At 72.0% G+C, this 19,406-nt stretch carries 16 protein-coding genes; 9 read left to right on the plus strand and 7 right to left on the minus strand.

Annotated elements, in window-relative coordinates; translation table 11 throughout:
- Positions 1 to 6: 6 nt before the first annotated feature.
- From ACE1OA_RS19500 to ACE1OA_RS19510, 3 genes are all read right to left on the minus strand, one after another.
- Positions 7 to 1,209: a DUF5667 domain-containing protein gene (locus ACE1OA_RS19500; protein ID WP_386544493.1), complete on the minus strand. Its 1,203-nt coding sequence runs from the start codon at positions 1,207 to 1,209 to the stop codon at positions 7 to 9.
- A 297-nt stretch (positions 1,210 to 1,506) separates the two neighbouring features.
- Entirely contained in the window at positions 1,507 to 2,298 is a 792-nt protein-coding gene (locus ACE1OA_RS19505) for an ECF subfamily RNA polymerase sigma factor, BldN family (protein ID WP_147979094.1), read from the minus strand.
- 469 nt (positions 2,299 to 2,767) lie between these two features.
- On the minus strand, positions 2,768 to 3,730 hold the full coding sequence (locus tag ACE1OA_RS19510) for an HAD family hydrolase (RefSeq protein ID WP_356774938.1): 963 nt from the start codon (positions 3,728 to 3,730) through the stop codon (positions 2,768 to 2,770).
- A 177-nt stretch (positions 3,731 to 3,907) separates the two neighbouring features.
- Between ACE1OA_RS19510 and ACE1OA_RS19515 the strand changes: the two genes are divergently transcribed.
- The 6 genes from ACE1OA_RS19515 to hemB all read left to right on the plus strand — a co-directional run bounded on the left by ACE1OA_RS19515 (position 3,908) and on the right by hemB (position 10,423).
- The gene (locus ACE1OA_RS19515) at positions 3,908 to 4,207 is read left to right on the plus strand and encodes a glutaredoxin family protein (RefSeq protein ID WP_432753130.1); all 300 of its coding nucleotides are present in this window, start codon (positions 3,908 to 3,910) and stop codon (positions 4,205 to 4,207) included.
- 272 nt (positions 4,208 to 4,479) lie between these two features.
- Complete coding sequence (locus ACE1OA_RS19520; RefSeq protein WP_356602656.1) at positions 4,480 to 5,250, plus strand: redox-sensing transcriptional repressor Rex; 771 nt, start codon at positions 4,480 to 4,482, stop codon at positions 5,248 to 5,250.
- Positions 5,247 to 6,602 carry a glutamyl-tRNA reductase gene (locus ACE1OA_RS19525; protein ID WP_356602658.1) on the plus strand — a complete coding sequence of 452 codons (1,356 nt, stop codon included), beginning with the start codon at positions 5,247 to 5,249 and terminating at the stop codon, positions 6,600 to 6,602. The genes ACE1OA_RS19520 and ACE1OA_RS19525 overlap by 4 nt, the downstream gene beginning before the upstream one ends.
- On the plus strand, positions 6,599 to 7,585 hold the full coding sequence (gene hemC, locus ACE1OA_RS19530) for a hydroxymethylbilane synthase (RefSeq protein WP_356602660.1): 987 nt from the start codon (positions 6,599 to 6,601) through the stop codon (positions 7,583 to 7,585). Before ACE1OA_RS19525 ends, hemC begins: the two co-directional genes overlap by 4 nt.
- On the plus strand, positions 7,582 to 9,252 hold the full coding sequence (locus tag ACE1OA_RS19535) for a uroporphyrinogen-III synthase (protein WP_356602662.1): 1,671 nt from the start codon (positions 7,582 to 7,584) through the stop codon (positions 9,250 to 9,252). The genes hemC and ACE1OA_RS19535 overlap by 4 nt, the downstream gene beginning before the upstream one ends.
- A 169-nt stretch (positions 9,253 to 9,421) precedes the next feature.
- Entirely contained in the window at positions 9,422 to 10,423 is a 1,002-nt protein-coding gene (gene hemB / locus ACE1OA_RS19540) for a porphobilinogen synthase (RefSeq protein ID WP_356602663.1), read from the plus strand.
- On the opposite strand, the gene ACE1OA_RS19545 is transcribed toward hemB, so the two are convergent.
- Entirely contained in the window at positions 10,407 to 10,961 is a 555-nt protein-coding gene (locus tag ACE1OA_RS19545) for a hypothetical protein (RefSeq protein WP_356602665.1), read from the minus strand. The genes hemB and ACE1OA_RS19545 overlap by 17 nt on opposite strands.
- A 149-nt stretch (positions 10,962 to 11,110) precedes the next feature.
- Between ACE1OA_RS19545 and ACE1OA_RS19550 the strand changes: the two genes are divergently transcribed.
- Positions 11,111 to 11,380, plus strand: coding sequence for a DUF1876 domain-containing protein (locus tag ACE1OA_RS19550; protein WP_147979102.1), 270 nt, complete (start codon positions 11,111 to 11,113; stop codon positions 11,378 to 11,380).
- A gap of 126 nt (positions 11,381 to 11,506) precedes the next feature.
- On the opposite strand, the gene ACE1OA_RS19555 is transcribed toward ACE1OA_RS19550, so the two are convergent.
- Positions 11,507 to 12,196 carry a DUF4232 domain-containing protein gene (locus ACE1OA_RS19555; protein ID WP_432753131.1) on the minus strand — a complete coding sequence of 230 codons (690 nt, stop codon included), beginning with the start codon at positions 12,194 to 12,196 and terminating at the stop codon, positions 11,507 to 11,509.
- 271 nt (positions 12,197 to 12,467) lie between these two features.
- Between ACE1OA_RS19555 and ACE1OA_RS19560 the strand changes: the two genes are divergently transcribed.
- Positions 12,468 to 13,949, plus strand: a complete 1,482-nt coding sequence (locus ACE1OA_RS19560) for a helix-turn-helix domain-containing protein (protein ID WP_432753132.1) — start codon at positions 12,468 to 12,470, stop codon at positions 13,947 to 13,949.
- A 297-nt stretch (positions 13,950 to 14,246) separates the two neighbouring features.
- Here ACE1OA_RS19560 and argS read toward each other — a convergent pair whose 3' ends face one another.
- On the minus strand, positions 14,247 to 16,016 hold the full coding sequence (argS, locus tag ACE1OA_RS19565; RefSeq protein ID WP_432753133.1) for an arginine--tRNA ligase: 1,770 nt from the start codon (positions 16,014 to 16,016) through the stop codon (positions 14,247 to 14,249).
- A gap of 199 nt (positions 16,017 to 16,215) precedes the next feature.
- Between argS and lysS the strand changes: the two genes are divergently transcribed.
- On the plus strand, positions 16,216 to 17,940 hold the full coding sequence (gene lysS, locus ACE1OA_RS19570; RefSeq protein WP_356602673.1) for a lysine--tRNA ligase: 1,725 nt from the start codon (positions 16,216 to 16,218) through the stop codon (positions 17,938 to 17,940).
- Positions 17,941 to 18,011: 71 nt separating this feature from the next.
- On the opposite strand, the gene ACE1OA_RS19575 is transcribed toward lysS, so the two are convergent.
- Positions 18,012 to 19,301 (minus strand): DUF2637 domain-containing protein, encoded by a 1,290-nt coding sequence (locus ACE1OA_RS19575; RefSeq protein WP_356774926.1) that lies wholly within the window; start codon positions 19,299 to 19,301, stop codon positions 18,012 to 18,014.
- Between the last annotated feature and the right edge of the window lie 105 nt (positions 19,302 to 19,406).

Below are 19,406 nucleotides of genomic sequence, written 5' to 3' on the forward strand. Positions count from 1 at the left end.
TCCGCGTCAGTGGGCGTCGTCGCTGTCGATGCCCAGGCCCGGGAGCAGGCCGGGCAGCAGCGGCGGGATCGTCACGTCCGGTACCGGCGGTGGCGACTGGTTGCCCGAGGGGCTGGTGGGCGTGCCCGTCGGCGAGGGGTTGAGCAGGCCACCCGTGCTGCCGCCCAGCAGGCCGTCGCCCTCGGGGGAGCCGGAACCCGAGTCCGAACCCGAAGGCTGGGGGCGGGTACTGCCGGCACCCGAGGAGGGTGCCGCGGGAGAGGACGGCGGGTGCTGGGTCCGCGAGCCCGGGGAGTCCTCGGCGGTGCCGGGGTCGTTGGTGCCGGCGACGCCCTTGTCCAGGGTGCGCGGGAGCATCCCCTGGAGGGGCTCGACATCCTCGTCTATGGCGACGAAGACGTCGTTCACCTCCTTGCCGACGTCCGCGAGCTGGACGGGCAGGCGGGTGCGCAGGCCGTTCCAGGTGTCGCGGTGGGCCTGGGCGAAGGAGTTCAGCCGGGCCATCGGGGCGATGGCGCCGTCCTTCTGGTACGCCTGGCGGAGCAGCCGGCGGCCCTCGGAGGCGTCGTGCTTCATGCCGCCCAGGACGCGTCGGATCTCGGCGAGCGACTCGTGGTCGAGATCGCCCGAGCGTCCGCGTTCCATCAGTCTGCGGGCCTCGCTGAGCCGGGTCGAAGCCTGGTCCAGGTAGATCCCGCCCCGGTCGGCGTCGTCGTCCGCCATCCCGAGCTTGATGTCCTCCATGCCGCGCTTCAGCCCGTAGAGCGAGTCACCGGGGAGGGCGTCGGAGCTGGCAGCGGCCACACCGCTGAAAGCGCCCGCGGCCACACCGACCGTGAGCCCGCCCGCGGCGATGCCCTTCGACCAACGGGAGCGGGGGCGCAGTTTGCGGAGCGGGGAGGCCCGGTGGGTCCCCCGTCCGCTCGACGTCCGCTGCTCCGGCACCGTAGGGCCCGCGGCCGCGGTGCCCTCCGCGAGCATCGCCTCCATGGCGGCGACGAGCTGGGCCCGTTGCACCACCTTGACCTCGGGGTCCATCTGGGGTCGCGGCAGTTCGCCGAGACCGTTCGCCAAGGCCAGCAGCCTCCCCTGATCGGCCGGTTCGGCCGAGGGTTCGGGCTGTTCGGCCGCCGCGTCCTCGGACGTCCGGTCTTCCCAGGCCTGGGCGAAGGCGTTCGCCCGCCGGTGCGCCGATACGTTCGCGATCACTGGCGGCACCTCCTCTCGTCATGACGGTCGACTCCCCGGGGTGTCCGGAAGGTTGCACACCTTGAACACATCCACACGAAAGAGTGAGTGGCTGCGGGCATGGCGTGACCACAGGGAGCCTGCATTCCGCACAACGAGCGGCGCGGCACTTGGGTTACGCGCGAAAGATGATCGGACCAGTGCGTCATCGAGGCGTCACCGACTGTGAGTTGGACGGGGGTCGTGGGGATGTGGGGGGAGGGGTGGCGCGAGGGCGCGGTGGGGGGTGAAGGGGCGCGTGTGGGGGGCGCGAAGCGGTCAGCGGGCGTCGTCCGGGAGCAGGCGCGCGAGTGTGCGCACGGCCCGGTACTGGAGGGTCTTGATCGCACCCTCGTTCTTGCCCATGACCCGGGCCGTCTCGGCGACCGAGAGGCCCTGCAGGAAGCGCAGGGTCACGCACTCCTGCTGCTGCGGGTTGAGCCGGCGGACCGCTTCGAGGAGGGCGGCGTTGGAGAGGGACTCCAGGACGGAGTCCTCCGGGCTGCGTTCGACCTCGTTGGCGTCGAGCATCTCGCCCGTGGTCACCTCCAGCCGGAACCGGCTGGACTTGAAGTGGTCGGCGACCAGGTTGCGGGCGATGGTGACCAGCCAGGCGCCGAAGTCGCGGCCTTGCCAGGTGAAGGTGGAGATCCGGCGCAGGGCGCGCAGGAACGTCTCACTGGTGAGGTCCTCCGCCGTCGCCTTCCCGCCGACGCGGTAGTAGATGTAGCGGTAGACGGTGTCGCTGTACTGGTCGTACAGGCGGCCGAAGGCCTCGGCCTCGCCGGCCTGGGCGCGTTCGACCAGGTCCATCATGCGCGCGCTGTCGCTGTCGGCGCTGGGGCGGCGGGCGGCGGTCGAGGTTCCGCCGGAGCCGCGGCTGCCGCGTCTTCCGACGGCGGCACCGCCGTCGGCCAGGGCATAGCAGGGACCGACAGGTGCCGGTGCGGCGAAGGCAAAGGCGGGGACAGGGACGGCGTACGCGGTGGGGACGAAGCCGCGCAAGTGGTCGAGGACCGTTGCGCGCAGCGTAGCCAGGCCCGAGGCGTCAACCCCGACGTGTGGGTACACGGGACTCCCAGAGGCAGAGCTTCCATCACGTGCAGTGCGGGACCGTTCACTCGTCGTGGCGACGTGGGGGGTCCGTTGTGCGTCTGAGGAGAATAACGCTTCGTACAGGCAGCGCTACACCCAGTTGCTCAAATCATCGATTACGTCGCATCTGTTACCGCTTGAAGGCGAAACAAGTAGCACTTGGTGACCGGTTGTTGATCGTTTCGCTTCCGAGTGTGACTGCGCGCACGCTCTGTTGTGCTCATGTGGAGGGTGGGCGAGTGATCGGGCCCGCTGCGGGGTAGGGAGCCGCGAATGGCTCCCCGTCGCCCTGTGCGGAGCTGTTCGACCACGTACGGGTGAGCGGAGCGGATCCCGGATTGTCGGAGTCGATCTCAGCCGAAACGTATCGGCAGGGCGCGCCCGCGAACGGCGGCGGGGCGCGGGGCGCCGGCCGCCCGGGGGGTGACGTTTCCGGGGGGAAGGGTCAGCGGCGGCGGCGGTGCAGGGCCACCGCGGCGGCCGTCCCCCCGGCCAGCGCGCCGACGCCCGCCGCGGCGGGGATGCCGACCTTGGCCGCCTTGCGGCCCGTCCGGTAGTCGCGCAGCCGCCACTCCCGGTCCCTCGCGTGCTTGCGCAGCTTGGTGTCCGGGTTGATGGCGTACGGGTGCCCGACCAGCGAGAGCATCGGGATGTCGTTGTGCGAGTCGCTGTAGGCCGCGCAGCGGGCGAGGTCGAGTCCTTCGGCGGCCGCCAGCGCGCGCACCGCCTCCGCCTTCGCCGGGCCGTGCAGCGGCTCGCCGACCAGCCTGCCCGTGTAGACGCCGTCGACCGACTCGGCGACGGTGCCGAGCGCGCCGGTCAGGCCGAGCCGGCGGGCGATGATCGTGGCGGTCTCGACGGGGGCCGCCGTCACCAGCCAGACCTTCTGGCCGGCGTCCAGGTGGGCCTGCGCGAGCGCGCGGGTGCCGGGCCAGATCCGGTCGGCCATGTACTCGTCGTAGATCTCCTCGCCGATCGACATCAGTTCGGCGACCCGGTGGCCCTGGACGATGGACAGCGCGCTGTCGCGGGCGTCCTGCATGTGCTCGGGGTCCTCGACGCCGGCGAGCCGGAACCACGCCTGCTGCCAGGCGAAGCGGGCCAGTTCGCGGCGCTGGAAGAACTTCCGCTTGTACAGGCCGCGGCCGAAGTGGAAGATCGCGGCGCCCTGCATCACGGTGTTGTCGAGGTCGAAGAAGGCGGCGGCCAGCGAGTCGCCGACGACCGGGAACTCCGGCTCCGCGGGCTTCCCCCCGGCGGTGCCGGCGGCCTCGGCCGCGGCCCCTTCCCGCTCGCGCTCCAGTTGGAGCGAGGTCTTGCGCGCTGCCTCTGCAGCGGCCTCGCCTGCCAGAACGCTGCGCGCGGTGGCGGAGCGCCTACGGGGGGTGAGCCATCCCAGAGCGGCCATGTCGTGAGCATAGCCAGTCTGTTCGGGACTTCCCGACCGGTGGGGATGCCAGGGCGTGAACACTCCGCGACTCTCCTGTTAAACGGACGGCTGAGGAGCAAGCTGGACAGAGCAGGCGCGCATTCGCCCGGGCGTGGCGCCGACGCGTGGGGCGCGACGGCGGATTCGCGGCGCAGAATGGACGGCATGTTTGGACGGACGAAGAAGAAGGACGGCTCCCCCGTTCCCGTCCCGGCCGCGGAGCGGACCGTGACGCTGATCGGGAAACCGGGTTGTCATCTCTGTGACGACGCCCGCGTCGTCGTCGAGGCGGTCTGCGCCGAGACCGGAGCGCGCTGGGAGGAGAAGGACATCACCCAGGACGAGGAGCTCCACCGGGCCTACTGGGAGCAGATCCCGGTGGTCCTGGTCGACGGCGAGCAGCACACCTTCTGGCGGGTGGACGCCGGACGGCTTCGGCGTGAACTGGGCGGGTGACCGGAACAGGGTTGTCATCGTGGACGTTCTGTCGGCTTTCGGGAGCGTGGTCGTGAGGAGAGTGTGCGGTTTTGCCCGCTTCGGATTCTCAACGGGGTGACAGGCTTCGTGGTTCCGTACCGAAGCGAACCAGCCGCGTGACCCCGGTCACTTTGGGCGGACAAAACGGACACCATCTTTGTGCACGCGTTCACAAAGACATAGCCTGCATTCGACGGGGCGGTCCTGGGACGTATGGCCGCCTAAAGCCCCGCTCATCCCGCAGGAGCACCGTGGCAACTGGCCGAACTCACCGACCGGCGACCCGCAGCCGAGGAATTCCCGAGGCCACCGTCGCCCGGCTTCCGCTGTATCTGCGTGCGCTCACCGCACTGTCGGAGCGCTCCGTACCCACGGTCTCCTCCGAGGAGCTCGCAGCCGCCGCGGGGGTCAACTCCGCGAAGCTGCGCAAGGACTTCAGCTACCTCGGCTCGTACGGCACGCGCGGTGTCGGCTACGACGTCGAGTACCTCGTCTACCAGATCTCCCGCGAGCTCGGCCTGACGCAGGACTGGCCCGTCGTCATCGTCGGCATCGGCAACCTGGGCGCCGCGCTCGCCAACTACGGCGGGTTCGCCTCCCGTGGCTTCCGCGTCGCCGCGCTGATCGACGCCGACCCCGCCATGGCCGGCAAGCCGGTCGCCGGAATGCCCGTGCAGCACAGCGACGACCTCGAGAAGATCATCGAGGACAACGGCGTCTCCATCGGCGTCATCGCGACCCCGGCGGGCGCCGCCCAGCCGGTCTGCGACCGGCTCGTGGCCGCCGGTGTCACCTCCATCCTGAACTTCGCCCCGACCGTGCTCTCCGTGCCCGACGGCGTGGACGTGCGCAAGGTCGACCTCTCCATCGAGCTGCAGATCCTCGCCTTCCACGAGCAGCGCAAGGCCGGCGAGGAAGGGGGCGGCACCGAGAGCGCCGCGCCTCCCGCGGCGCGTGGCGGGGCCGCGTCGGCCGGCCGCAAGGGACCCGACGGGGACATCCCCGCCGTGATGCCGGCATGAGTCTCCTCGTCGTCGGTCTCAGCCACCGCAGCGCACCGGTCAGCGTCCTGGAGCGGGCCTCGCTCCCCGCGGACACCCAGGCCAAGCTGCTGCAGGACACCCTCGCCGCCGAACCGGCCGCCGAGGGCGCGGTCCTGGCCACCTGCAACCGCATCGAGCTCTACGCCGACGTGGACAAGTTCCACGCGGGCGTCGCCGAGCTGTCCACGCTCCTCGCGCAGCACAGCGGCGTCGGGCTCGAAGAGCTGACCCCGTACCTGTACGTGCACTACGAGGACCGGGCCGTCCACCACCTCTTCTCGGTGGCCTGCGGCCTGGACTCCATGGTCGTCGGCGAGGGCCAGGTCCTCGCCCAGATCAAGGACGCCCTCGCGCTCGGCCAGGAGCTGCACACCGCCGGGCGGCTCCTGAACGACCTGTTCCAGCAGGCCTTGCGGGTCGGCAAGCGGGCCCACAGCGAGACCGGGATCGACCGTGCCGGGCAGTCGCTCGTCACCTTCGGCCTGGAGCAGCTCGCCGCGGGCGCGGACGTCGACACCTGGGTCAAGGGCAAGAAGGCGCTGGTCATCGGCGCCGGCTCGATGTCCTCGCTGGCCGCCGCGACGCTCGCGAGGGCCGGGGTCGCCGAGATCGTCGTCGCCAACCGCACCGGGTCCCGTGCCGAGCGCCTCGTGCAGATCCTCACCGAGCCCGGTGGCCCGGGCGTGGCCGCGCGCGCGGCGGAGATGGTTGCCGTCGGCGACGAACTGACACGTGCCGACATCGTGGTCTCCTGCACCGGGGCGACCGGGCTGGTCCTGACCGCCGAGGCCGTCGAGTCGGCGATGCGCGGGCGTACCGCCCCGCTGGCGCTGCTCGACCTGGCCATGCCCCGGGACATCGACGCGGCCGTGCACCGCATGCCGGGCGTCCGGCTCGTCGACATCGAGTCGCTGGCCGAGGCCTCCGCCGACGCGCCGATGGCGGCCGACGTGGACCAGGTCCGCGCCATCGTCTCCGACGAGGTGGCCGCCTTCGGCGCCGCCCAGCGCGCCGCGCACATCACCCCGACCGTGGTCGCCCTGCGCACCATGGCCGCCGACGTCGTCGCGGGCGAGGTCGCCCGGCTGGAGGGCCGGCTGCCCGACCTCGACGACAGGCAGCGCGCCGAGATCACCCAGACCGTGCGCCGCGTGGTCGACAAGCTCCTGCACGCGCCGACCGTGCGGGTCAAGCAGCTGGCCAGCGAGCCCGGCGGTGCCGGGTACGCGGACGCGCTGCGGACACTCTTCGACCTCGACCCGGAGACGGTCGCCTCCGTCTCCCGGGCCGACCTGAATGACGCCGACGTCAAGAACCGAGGGCGAGTATGACCGAGAGGGCACTGAGGCTCGGGACCAGGCGCAGCAAGCTCGCCATGGCCCAGTCCGGGCAGGTGGCCGACGCCGTCCGGCAGCTGACCGGCCGGCCCGTCGAGCTCGTGGAGATCACGACGTACGGGGACACCTCCCGGGAGCACCTCGCGCAGATCGGCGGCACCGGTGTGTTCGTCGCCGCCCTGCGCGACGCGCTCCTGGCCGGCGAGGTGGACTTCGCCGTCCACTCCCTGAAGGACCTGCCGACCGCGCAGCACCCCGAGCTGGTCCTCGCCGCGATCCCGCGGCGCGAGGACCCGCGCGACGTGCTGATCGCCCGTGCGGGACTGACGCTCGACCGGCTGCCGGAGGGCGCCCGGATCGGCACCGGTTCGCCGCGGCGCACGGCCCAGCTGAACGCCTACGCGCGCAGCCACGGGCTGACCATCGAGACCGTGCCGATCCGCGGGAACATCGACACCCGCGTCGGATACGTGCACAAGGGCGAGCTGGACGCGGTGGTTCTCGCCGCGGCCGGACTCAACCGCATCGGCGGTACGGAGGAGCTCACCGGCTCCCTGTCGCTCGACTTCCTGTCGGTCGACTCCGTCCTGCCCGCCCCCGGCCAGGGGGCGCTGGCGATCGAGTGCCCGGCGGTCGACGCCGGTCTCGTCGCCCTGCTCGGCGAGCTCGACGACCCGCACACCCGGGCCGCCGTGACCGCCGAGCGATCCCTGCTCGCCGCTCTGGAGGCCGGCTGCTCCGCACCCGTGGGTGCGCTGGCCGACCTGCTGGCCGAGGTTTCCGGCCGCGGGCAGATTGTCACCGAGATGCGCCTGCGCGGCGTCGTCGGCACCACCGACGGCTCGACGCTGGTGCAGCTGTCCACCACCGGTCCCGTACCCGCGTCGCACGACGAGGCGATGGCGCTCGGACGCGAACTCGCGGACGAGATGCTCGCCAAGGGTGCGGCCGGTCTTATGGGGGAGCGAGCACTTTGAGCCCCACCAGCCCCACCACCAGCCCCGTGTCCTCGGCCTTTCCCGGCCATGGGAGCGTCACCTTCCTCGGTGCCGGACCCGGCGACCCCGGACTGCTGACGCTCAGGGCCGTCGAGGCCCTGTCCGGCGCGGACGTCCTGATCGCCGAACCGGAGGTTCTCGAGGTCGTCCGCTGCCATGCGCGCACAGGCGTGAGCACGCCTGAGCTGACGGTTGTTGACGAGGCGTCAACAGCCGCCGGGGTCCCCGTGTTGAGGGACGCAACCAATCTTGTCATGGAGGCTGCGCGGGGCGGCAAGCGGGTCGTCCGCGCGGTGACCGGCGACCCCGGCCTCGACGGAAACGCAGGTCAGGAGATGCTCGCCTGCGCCGCCGAGGGCATCCCCTTCGAGGTCGTGCCCGGCGTGGCCACGGCGGTGGGCGTACCCGCGTACGCCGGTGTCCCGCTGCGGGACGCGCAGGGCACCGACGTGCGCTTCGTGGACGCCCGTACCGCCGACGACCGCTGCTGGAGCGAGGTCGGCGCCTCGGACGGCACCGTCGTCGTGTCCACCTCGCTGGACGCGGTGGCGGCGGCGGCCGGAGAGCTGGTGGCGGCAGGCCGTAAGCCGGACACCCCGCTCACCGTGACCATCGGCGGCACGACGACCCGGCAGCGGACCTGGACCGCGACGCTCGGCACGATCGCCCAGGTCTTCAAGCAGGGGAAGGTGCTGCCCTCTCCCGAGGGGCACCGGCCCGTCATAGCCGTGGTCGGCGAGCGTAGTGCCCCGGCGCAGCGCGACCAGCTGGCGTGGTTCGAGTCGAAGCCCCTCTTCGGGTGGCGGGTGCTCGTGCCGCGTACCAAGGAGCAGGCCGCGTCGCTCTCCGACCAGCTGCGCAGCTACGGTGCCGTGCCGCACGAGGTGCCGACGATCGCCGTCGAGCCGCCGCGGACGCCGCAGCAGATGGAGCGTGCGGTCAAGGGTCTGGTGACCGGCCGCTACGAGTGGATCGCCTTCACGTCGGTCAACGCGGTGAAGGCGGTGCGGGAGAAGTTCGAGGAGTACGGGCTCGACGCCCGGGCCTTCGCCGGGATCAAGGTCGCGGCGGTGGGCGAGCAGACGGCCGCCGCGCTGGTCGACTTCGGTGTGAAGCCGGACCTGGTGCCGAGCGGCGAGCAGTCGGCGGCGGGCCTCCTGGAGGACTGGCCGCCCTACGACCCGGTCTTCGACCCGATCGACCGCGTCTTCCTGCCGCGGGCGGACATCGCGACGGAGACGCTGGTCGCGGGCCTGATCGAGCTCGGGTGGGAGGTCGACGACGTGACCGCCTACCGCACGGTCCGGGCGTCGCCGCCGCCGGCGGACACGCGTGAGGCGATCAAGGGCGGCGGCTTCGACGCCGTGCTCTTCACGTCCTCGTCGACCGTGCGGAACCTGGTCGGTATCGCGGGCAAGCCGCACAACGTCACCGTCATCGCCTGTATCGGGCCGGCGACGGCCAAGACGGCGGAGGAGCACGGGCTGCGGGTCGACGTGCTGTCGCCGGAGCCGTCGGTGCACAAGCTCGCGGAGGCGCTGGCCGCCTTCGGGACGCGTCGCCGCGAGGCGGCGCTGGAGGCCGGCGATCCGGTGACGCGGCCGAGCGAGCGCAGGCCGGGGGCGCGCAGGCGCCGTACGACCTGACGCGGGCAGCGTGTGGGGAGCGGGGTGCGGGACCTGTCGAGGTCCCGCACCCCGCTTCGTCGTGGGGCCGGCGGTGCGAGGACGGCGGTGCGGGCTCGGGACGTGGTCCCGCGGAGGGGCAACAACCTGTCGGTAAGAGCAGGGAGCGCACGGGCGTAGCCTCGAGGGCATGAACTCGTACGGATCCTTTCCCGGGGCGCGGCCGCGGCGGCTGCGGACGACTCCCGCCATGCGGCGGATGGTGGCCGAGACGCGCCTGAGCCCGGCCGATCTGATCCTTCCCGCGTTCGTGCGCGAGGGGATCACGGAGCCTGTGCCGATCGCCGCGATGCCGGGGGTCGTGCAGCACACCCGGGACACGCTGCGGAAGGCCGCCGTGGAGGCGGTGGAGACGGGCGTCTCCGGGATCATGCTCTTCGGTGTGCCGGAGGACGCGAAGAAGGACGCCGCGGGCACGGCCGGCACCGACCCGGACGGGATCCTGCAGGTCGCGATCCGGGACGTGAAGGCCGAGGTGGGCGACGACCTCGTGATCATGTCGGACCTGTGCCTGGACGAGTACACCGACCACGGGCACTGCGGCGTCCTGGACGCGAGCGGCCGGGTCGACAACGACGCCACGCTGGAGCGGTACGCCGAGATGGCCCAGGTCCAGGCGGACGCGGGCGTCCACGTCGTCGGCCCGTCCGGGATGATGGACGGTCAGGTCGGGGTGGTCCGCGACGCGCTGGACACCATCGGCAAGGAGGACGTGTCGATCCTCGCGTACACCGCGAAGTACTCCTCCGCCTTCTACGGTCCCTTCCGGGAGGCCGTCGGTTCCTCCCTCACGGGCGACCGCAAGACTTACCAGCAGGACCCGGCGAACCTGCGGGAGTCCCTGCGCGAGCTGGCGCTGGACCTCGAAGAGGGCGCCGACATGGTCATGGTGAAGCCGGCCGGGCCGTACCTGGACGTGCTCGCCAAGGTCGCCGAGGCGGTGGACGTGCCGGTCGCGGCGTACCAGATCAGCGGTGAGTACGCGATGGTGGAGGCCGCCGCCGAGAAGGGCTGGATCGACCGCGACAGGGCGATCCTGGAGACGCTCACCGGCATCCGGCGGGCCGGCGGGCAGTTGATCCTGACCTACTGGGCCACCGAGGTCGCCCGGAAGCTCAGCCGCGGGATCTGACCGCGGAGACCCGGCGCACGAGCCCTCGATGGGGACGGAACCGCAGGACGGTTCCGTCCCCGTCGTCGTCGTGGGCCGTCAGGACGTGCACGACCTTGCCGTCCTCGCTGCGGTGGTGGTGCCGGGCCAGCACACTGCCGTCGTCGGACGGGGCGGTGCCGAGGCTGCGGACGCGTCCCGGGCGCACCGCGGTGACCCGGTCGTAGGCGTAGCGGCCGGGCGGACCCGCGGTGATGAGGGAGGCGATCGCCGAGCCGAGAGCGCGCTGGTTCGCCGGGTCGGCGGAGAACTCCCGGTGGGACTCCGCGCTGGTCCACTGGGCGATGTTGAGGATGGTGCGGCCGTCCGAGCCCGCCAGGCAGTGCCGGGCGAGGAAGGACTCCGGAAGCGGGGTCGCGGCCCAGGCGTCGACGACGCCGTCCATGACGGTCCGCTGATGCGCGGCGTCCTCGGTGGACCACTCGGAGATCAGGACGAGACCGGCGTCCGGGCGTCCGAACTCCGGGAAGTCGAGCGATTCCGTTAAAACGTTAGTCATGACTAACAGTTTTGCGCGCCGATGCCGAACGTGCAAACCAATTGACACACGGTGACCGGCGTCGAGGCGGGAGAGCCCGCCGGCCGCGCACCGGCTGGTGGGGAGGGAGCGGGCGGCGCACCCTGGTAGTACCGCTGGAGGTGGTCCTCATGGAGACACTCGTCGGATGGCACGTCGAAATGGAGTTCAAGGAGGAAGGCGACCGGACGCGGGCGGCCGCCATGGTGCGGCTCGGTGACGGCACCGAGTTCCGTGCCCACGGCAACGCGCAGCGGCACCCCTCCGACCCTGATCAGCTGCGGGTGGGCGAGGAGATCGCGGGGGCGCGCGCACTGATGGACCTCGCCTCGCAGCTGCTGCAGAAGGCGCACACGGAGATCGACGAGGTGTCCGGCAGGACGTCCCATCCCCTGCGCTGACCGCGACCGCGGCAAGGACCGGTACCGGGCGCCGAGCGGTACGGGGCCGGTGCCGGGTGCGCGGGAGCCGGAGGCCGACCGTCCCGGGCGCCGTGGGGAGCGGTGCCCGGGACCGGGTGCGCGGCCTCAGTAGGTCAGTGCTTCGTCCACGGTCCGCTGCCAGTACGAGACGGCGGCGCCGTCGTCCGCGTAGGTGCCGGACGGGGCCGCCACCGTACGGCCGCTGCCGACCGAGCCGCCGGAGCCGTCGCCCGGGGCGAAGTGGACCGAGATCCTGCGGACCGTACGGCCGTGGGAGTCCGCGCCGCCCTCGCCGGTGAGCAGGACGGAGGCGTACGCCGACGCCCCGGGGGCGAGGGTGACGACGGCCTGGGGCTTGCTCTCGTCGAGGATCCGGACCGGGGACTGCGCGTCGTCGAAGCCGACGAAGGGGGCTCCGTAGGCGTTGCACGGGTGGGTGCCGGTGTTGGTGACAGTCAGCAGCAGGTGGTTGAGGGGGCGGCTGACCTTGCTCGCGATCACCTTCGCGGTGGCGCCCGTGCAGGGCGTGCTGACGGGGTCACCGGGCCGGGAGGGGGCGGGAGCACCGGTGGTGGGACGTGCCGTCCCGGCCGGGCCGGCGGTGGTGGGCCGCGCCGGCACGGACGGGTCGCCCGGTCGTGCGCTCGGTGTGGCCGGGCCGGTGGGCGCGGGCGCCGGGGCCGTTGAGGCGGAGGGCGTCGCGGCGGCGTGGTCGGCGCCGTGACCGCAGGCGGTCAGCGCGAGACCCGCGACGAGCGTGGCGGCGGCCAGGGTGAGGCGAGAGGTGGTGCGCATGGTGGTTCCCCCGTGAGGTTCGGTCGGTCGGTTCAGGTCCGGGTGATCAGGGCGATCACGATCACGGCGCACATGATCAGCACCGCGGTGGCCACGAGATCCGTCAGGCGACTGCTCGGCATGGACCTCAGCGTGCGGGGCGGTCCGGACCCCGTGCAACGGGCACGGGACAATGGGGGAAGCTGGAACGCCCGCACATCGTGCGAGCTGGGGAGACGACCCTTCCCTGGAATGCGTTCCTGGGACGGCGAGACGAGGGGGCACGGGGCGGGTGGCGACGGAGACGGACGGCTTCGCGGAGCTGGTGCGCGATCTGAAGGAACGATCCGGGCTCAGCTACGGGGCACTGGCGAAGAAGCTCCACGTGAGTACGTCGACGCTCCACCGGTACTGCAACGGCGATGCCGTGCCCACCGAGTTCGCTCCGGTGGAGCGGCTGGGGCGGTTGTGCGGAGCGTCCCGGGAGGAGCTGATCGCCCTCCACCGCGGCTGGATCCTGGCGGACGAGGCGCGCAGGCGAGGGAAGGCGGCCGCGGCCACGCCGGAGCCGGCGGCCGGACCGGGGCAGGGTGCGGCGTCCGAGGCGGACGGCGCGCCCGGCGCCCCGCGCCCGTCCGGCGCCGGGTCCGGACAGCCGGGCGGGCCGGGACCGGCGGAGCACGTCAAGCCGGTGGAGCCGGTGGAGTCCCGGCCGGAGACGTCGTCGCCCGGTCCGGACGCCGCCGACGGCGCGTCCGCCGCCGGGGCCGAGTCCTCACCGGCAGAGGGACCGCGGCCGGAGCAGGAGCCCGGCTCCGTGTCCGGAGCGGACGCGGACGTCCTCGTCACCGTGCGGCCCCCGGCGCCGGCGGGGGCGGGCACCCGCAAGCGGCTGCGGACGGCCCTCGCGGCCGCCGCGGTCGTCGCCCTTGCCGTGCCCGTCGCCTACGCCGTCGGCCACTCGGACGACGGCGGCGCCGACGCGAAGGGGAGCGGACAGCGCCGGGCGGCCGGGGCCGGAGCGACGGCGGTGACCGGCGCCGCCGGCACGCCCACGCCGTCCACGGCCTCCGGCACCCCCTCCGCCTCCTCGGCGCCGCCGGGTTCCGCGACCCCCTCGGCCCCCGCGAAGTCCTCCCCGCAGGTCCCGCACGCGGTGGCCACACCCGTGAGCGTCGGCATCAGCTCGTACAACTGGGATGCGCCCTGCGGCCAGTTCTACGTCCTCGGCCGGCAGCCCGGTGAGGTCCCGCCGCCGCCCGCCCCGCAGGACGCGCGCGGCTGGGCCCGTGCGCTGGGCGGGGTCGACGGCGGTCACATGCAGCTCCAGCTGACCGTCACCGGCAAGACCGCGGAGGCGGTGGTGCTCAACGCCCTCCACGTCCGCGTGGTGGAGCGCTCCGCTCCGCTCGACCGGGCCGTGTACGCGATGGGCGACGGCTGCGGCGGCGCGATCACCCCGCAGACCTTCGACATCGACCTCGACGCGGCCCGCCCGTTCGCGAAGCCGGTCGCCGGCCGGGACGGCGACGGGGTCGTGCCCGCCAAGGACTTCCCCTACAAGGTGTCCACCAGCGACCCCGAGGTCTTCAACCTGGACCTCCACACCGAGTCGCACGTCGTCTCCTGGTACCTGGAGGTCGACTGGAGCAGCGGCGACCGCCACGGCACGCTCTACGTCAAGGACGACGGCAAGCCCTTCCGCACGAGCGCCATCGAGGGGAAGAAGACCTACAACTACCTGCCCGACAAGGGCGAGTGGGTCACTTACTAAGGGCTGTCCCGTAATCCGCGGTGGGTTGGCGCACGGCGTCGGATGCGGTGCATCGCAAGGCGGAGGATCGCTCTCATACTGGGCGTATTCGGGCGATCCGACAACGCGGCGTGGGGGCACCCCCGGCCGAAGGCTGGGGGAGGGCCGTAGCCGGCGTCGTGCGCCCGCCGGGGATTACGGGACAGCCCTCAGGTCCTACCGCCCGGACAGGACCCGGGTCCGTCCCTCACGGCCGAAGGCCCCGGCACCGTACGGAGACGGTGCCGGGGCCTTCGGCGGTGGTGGAGCCGGCGGGCGTCAGAGGCGCTCGGGGGTCCGGATGCCGAGCAGGGCCATGCCCCGGTGGAGCGTGCGGGCGGTCAGGTCGCAGAGCAGGAGCCGGTTCTCCGCGACGTCCTGCGGCGGCTCGGGCTTGATGACCGGGCACTGGTCGTAGAACGTCGTGTAGAGCGACGCGAGCTGGTAGAGGTAGGCCGCCAGCTTGTGCGGGGCGTACTCCGCGGCGGCCTCCTGGACCACCTCGCCGAAGGTGTCCAGGTGCAGGCCGAGGGCCCGCTCGGCCGGCTCCAGCGCGAGCTCCGGGTGCGCGAGGGGCGTGCGGTCGCCCGCCTTGTCGAAGATCGACTTGATCCGGGCGTAGGCGTACTGGAGGTAGACCGAGGTGTCGCCGTTCAGCGAGACCATCTGGTCCAGGTCGAACTTGTAGTCGCGCGCCGCGGACGTGGACAGGTCGGCGTACTTCACCGCGCCGATGCCCACGTACTGGCCGTTCTCCACGATCTCGGTCTCGGTCAGGCCCACCTTCTCGGCCTTCTCGCGCACGACCGACGTCGCCCGGTCCACGGCCTCGTCGAGCAGGTCGACCAGCCGGACGGTCTCGCCCTCACGGGTCTTGAACGGCTTGCCGTCCTTGCCGAGCACGGTGCCGAAGGCCAGCTGGACGGCCTTGACCTCGTCGTTCAGCCAGCCGGCCCGGCGGGCGGTCTCGAAGACCATCTTGAAGTGCAGGGACTGGCGGGCGTCGACCACGTACAGCAGGGTCGTCGCCTTCAGGTTCCCCACCCGGTCGCGGATCGCGGACAGGTCGGTCGCCGCGTAGCCGAAGCCGCCGTCGGACTTCTGGACGATCAGGGGCGTCGGGTTGCCGTCCGGGCCCTTGACGTCGTCGAAGAAGACGCAGAGGGCGCCCTCGGAGCGCACCGCGACACCCGACTCCTCCAGGATCCGGCAGGTCTCCGCGAGCATGTCGTTGTACCCGGACTCGCCGACGACGTCGGGGTCCCGGATGTCCATGTCGAGCTTGTCGAAGACCGAGTAGAAGTAGATCTTCGACTCGTCGACGAACCGCTGCCACAGGGCGAGGGTCTCCGGCTCGCCGGCCTGGAGGTCCACGACCCGTGCCCGCGCCCGGGTCTTGAACTCCTCGTCGGAGTCGAAGAGCGCGCGCGAGGCCTTGTAGAGCCGGTTCAGGCTGGACATGGCCTCCTCGCCGGAGACCTCCCCGTCCGACCCGTGGTCCAGCTCGTGCGGGTGCTCGATCAGGTACTGGATGAGCATGCCGAACTGGGTGCCCCAGTCGCCGATGTGGTGGCGCCGGACCACCGTCTCGCCGGTGAACTCCAGGATCTCGACCATGGCGGCGCCGATCACGGCGGAACGCAGGTGGCCGACGTGCATCTCCTTGGCCACGTTCGGCTGGGCGTAGTCGATCACCGTGGTGCCGGCGTCCGGGGTGAACGGCACGCCGAGGCGGTCGTCGGCGGCCCGGGCGGCGAGGGTCCGCACGATCGCCTCGTCGGTGACCGTGATGTTCAGGAAGCCGGGGCCCGAGACCTCGATCTCCTTCAGCACGTCGTTCGCCGGGATGCCGTCGACGACCTGCGTCGCCAGCTCGCGCGGGTTGCCCTTGAGCCGCTTGGCGAGGGCCAGGATGCCGTTGGCCTGGAAGTCGGCCCGGTCGCTTCGTCGCAGCAGCGGGTCGGCGGAGCCGGCCTCCGGCAGGGCTGCCGAGAGACCTTCCGCGAGGCGCTGCTGCACGGTCGAAGCGAGGGAAGGGACCGAGGCCATGAGCTTCCGTTCCTGTCGGTGGTGTACCGGTTCCTTGGGTGGTTCCGGGGGCTGAATTTCGCTTGTCAAGTGTCCCATGGCGGAGCAACGTGTTTTTCCCGGCTGTGGACAACCCCGGAGCGGGTCCCGTCGTCTGGGAGAATGGCCGGCGTAAGGCTGTAAGGCTCCGAGGGATTCCAGGAAGAAGGACGTACCGACCGTGGCTCAGAGCAGCACCGAGACCGACTGGGTCTCCCGTTTCGCGGACGAGGTCATCGCCGAGTCGGAGCGACGTGCGCCTGGCAAACCGGTCGTCGTCGCCTCCGGACTCTCACCCTCCGGTCCCATCCACCTGGGCAACCTCCGCGAGGTCATGACCCCGCACCTGGTCGCCGACGAGATCCGCCGGCGCGGCCACGAGGTCCGCCACCTGATCTCCTGGGACGACTACGACCGCTACCGCAAGGTGCCGAACGGTGTCGCGGGCGTCGACGAGTCCTGGGCCGAGCACATCGGCAAGCCGCTGACCTCCGTCCCGGCCCCGGCCGGCTCGGAGCACGCCAACTGGGCCGAGCACTTCAAGGCCGCCATGGTGGAGTCGCTGGCCGAGCTGGGCGTCGAGTACGACCCCATCAGCCAGACGGAGCAGTACACGGCGGGCACCTACCGCGAGCAGATCCTGCACGCGATGAAGCACCGCGGTGACATCGACGCGATCCTCGACCAGTACCGGACCAAGAAGGGCCCGGCCAAGAAGTCGCAGAAGCCGGTCGACGAGGCCGAGCTGGAGGCCGAGGAGGGCTCCGGCGCGGCGAGCGAGGACGACGGCTCGGGCGGCGCCGGCGGGTACTTCCCGTACAAGCCGTACTGCGGGCGCTGCGAGAAGGACCTGACGGCCGTCACGTCGTACGACGACGAGACCACCGAGCTGGCCTACACCTGCACGGCGTGCGGCTTCGCCGAGACCGTGAAGCTGAGCGAGTTCAACCGCGGCAAGCTGGTGTGGAAGGTCGACTGGCCGATGCGCTGGGCGTTCGAGGGCGTCATCTTCGAGCCGTCCGGCGTCGACCACTCCTCGCCCGGCTCCTCCTTCGTCGTCGGCGGCCAGATCGTCCGTCAGATCTTCGACGGCGTGCAGCCGATCGGCCCCATGTACGCCTTCGTCGGCATCAGCGGCATGGCCAAGATGTCCTCGTCGCGCGGTGGCGTGCCGACGCCGGCCGACGCGCTGAAGATCATGGAGGCGCCGCTGCTGCGCTGGCTGTACGCGCGCCGCAAGCCCAACCAGTCCTTCAAGATCGCCTTCGACCAGGAGATCCAGCGGCTCTACGACGAGTGGGACAAGCTGGAGGCCAAGGTCGCGGACGGCAGCGTGCTCCCCGCCGACGCGGCGGCGCACGCGCGGGCCGCCCGCACCGCCGCCGGTGAGCTGCCGCGCACGCCGCGCCCGCTGCCGTACCGGACGCTGGCCTCGGTCATGGACATCACGGCCGGCCACGACGAGCAGACCCTGCGGATCCTGACCGAGCTGGACCCGGAGAGCCCGGTCACCGACCTGGACGAGGTCCGGCCCCGGCTGGACCGCGCCGAGAACTGGATCACCACCCAGGTCCCGGCCGACCAGCGCACGATCGTCCGTGACGAGCCGGACGCCGAGCTCCTCGGCTCCCTCGACGACGAGGGCCGCGAGTCGCTGCGCCTGCTCCTGGAGGGGCTGGCCACGCACTGGTCCCTCGACGGTCTGACCACCCTGGTCTACGGCGTCCCGAAGGTCATGGCCGGTCTCGACCCCGAGGCCAAGCCCACTCCGGAGCTGAAGGTCGCCCAGCGCTCCTTCTTCGCCCTGCTCTACAAGCTCCTGGTGAGCCGTGAGACGGGTCCCCGGCTGCCCACGCTGCTGCTCGCCGTGGGCGCGGAGCGGGTGCGCAGGCTGCTCGGCGCGTGACGTGACGCGAAGGCCCCCGCCCGGTCTCCGGGCGGGGGCCTTCGCGTGGTCACCAGGTCGGTCGGCGGGTCCTACGGGATGTGGTTCTCCGCCATCTCCTGCTCGATGCGGTGGCGCAGCCGCGGCGTCAGCTCCCGCAGGATCGACGCGCTGCGCGGGTGCTGGACCCCGTACATGTCGCTCAGCCATATGTCGAGCTGCTCGGCGTTCGGGAAGTCCTGCCGCTCCTCGACGTAGTCCCACATCGCCTTGTAGGCGGCTTCGGAGAACTCGTCCACCTGCGGCTCCGGCTCGACGTACTCCGGGTACTCCTCGAACCGCTCCGGACCCTGCTCCTGGCGCGGACCCGGGATCAGCAGGTCGTCCGGACCCTGGGGCACCGCGACCGGCGTCGGCTCCAGGCCCTCCACGTACTGGGGGTCGAAGGCGCCCTCGTAGGCCTCGGGCGGCAGCTGCTGCGCCTGGAACCACGGACTGTCGTGGTTGGCCGGCAGCTCCGGCCCCTGGCCCGGGACGACACCCTGCGGCAGGTCCTGGGCGGATGCCTGGAGGAGCTGCGGCGGCTGCTGCGCGTTCAGCGGCTGGGCCGGGAGTCCCTGCGGCAGGTCGGGCCGGCCCGCGAGGCCCGCCGGGACCTGCGCGGCCTGGGCCGGCTGCGGCGGCAGCAGCGCCGGCTCCACGCCCGCCGCCGCGAGCCCGGCCGCGGCGGTCTCCGCCAGCGGCACCCCGTACTTGGCCAGGCGCAGCGGCATCAGCGCCTCCACCGGTGCCTTGCGGCGCCAGGCCCGGCCGAAGCGGGCCTGCAGGCGCGCCTGGTAGATCAGCCGGTCCTGCTCCAGCTTGATCACCTGCTCGTAGGAGCGCAGCTCCCACAGCTTCATCCGGCGCCACAGGCGGAACGTGGGGATCGGCGAGAGCAGCCAGCGGGTGAGCCGGACGCCCTCCATGTGCTTGTCGGCCGTGATGTCGGCGATCCGGCCCACGGCGTGCCGTGCCGCCTCGACCGCGACGACGAACAGGACCGGGATGACCGCGTGCATGCCGACGCCCAGCGGGTCCGGCCAGGCGGCGGCGCCGTTGAAGGCGATCGTCGCCGCGGTCAGCACCCACGCCGTCTGCCGCAGGAGCGGGAACGGGATCCGGATCCAGGTCAGCAGCAGGTCCAGTGCGAGCAGCACACAGATGCCGGCATCGATGCCGATGGGGAAGAAGTAGGAGAAGTCGCCGAAGCCCTTCTCGAGGGCGAGCTCGCGCACGGCGGCGTACGAACCCGCGAAACCGATCCCGGCGATGATCACCGCACCGGCGACGACGACGCCGATCAGTATCTTGTGCGTCCGTGTCAGCTGCACCGCGGCCACCCGCGATCCCCTCCCGTCAGTGGACATCTCGCGGGCACAGCGTGGCACATACGCGCGGAGCCCGGCCCTCGGGGGAGGGACAGGCTCCGCTCGTATGTGCCGATA

The organism is Streptomyces sp. JL2001, from assembly GCF_050917515.1.
Lineage (GTDB): Bacteria > Actinomycetota > Actinomycetes > Streptomycetales > Streptomycetaceae > Streptomyces.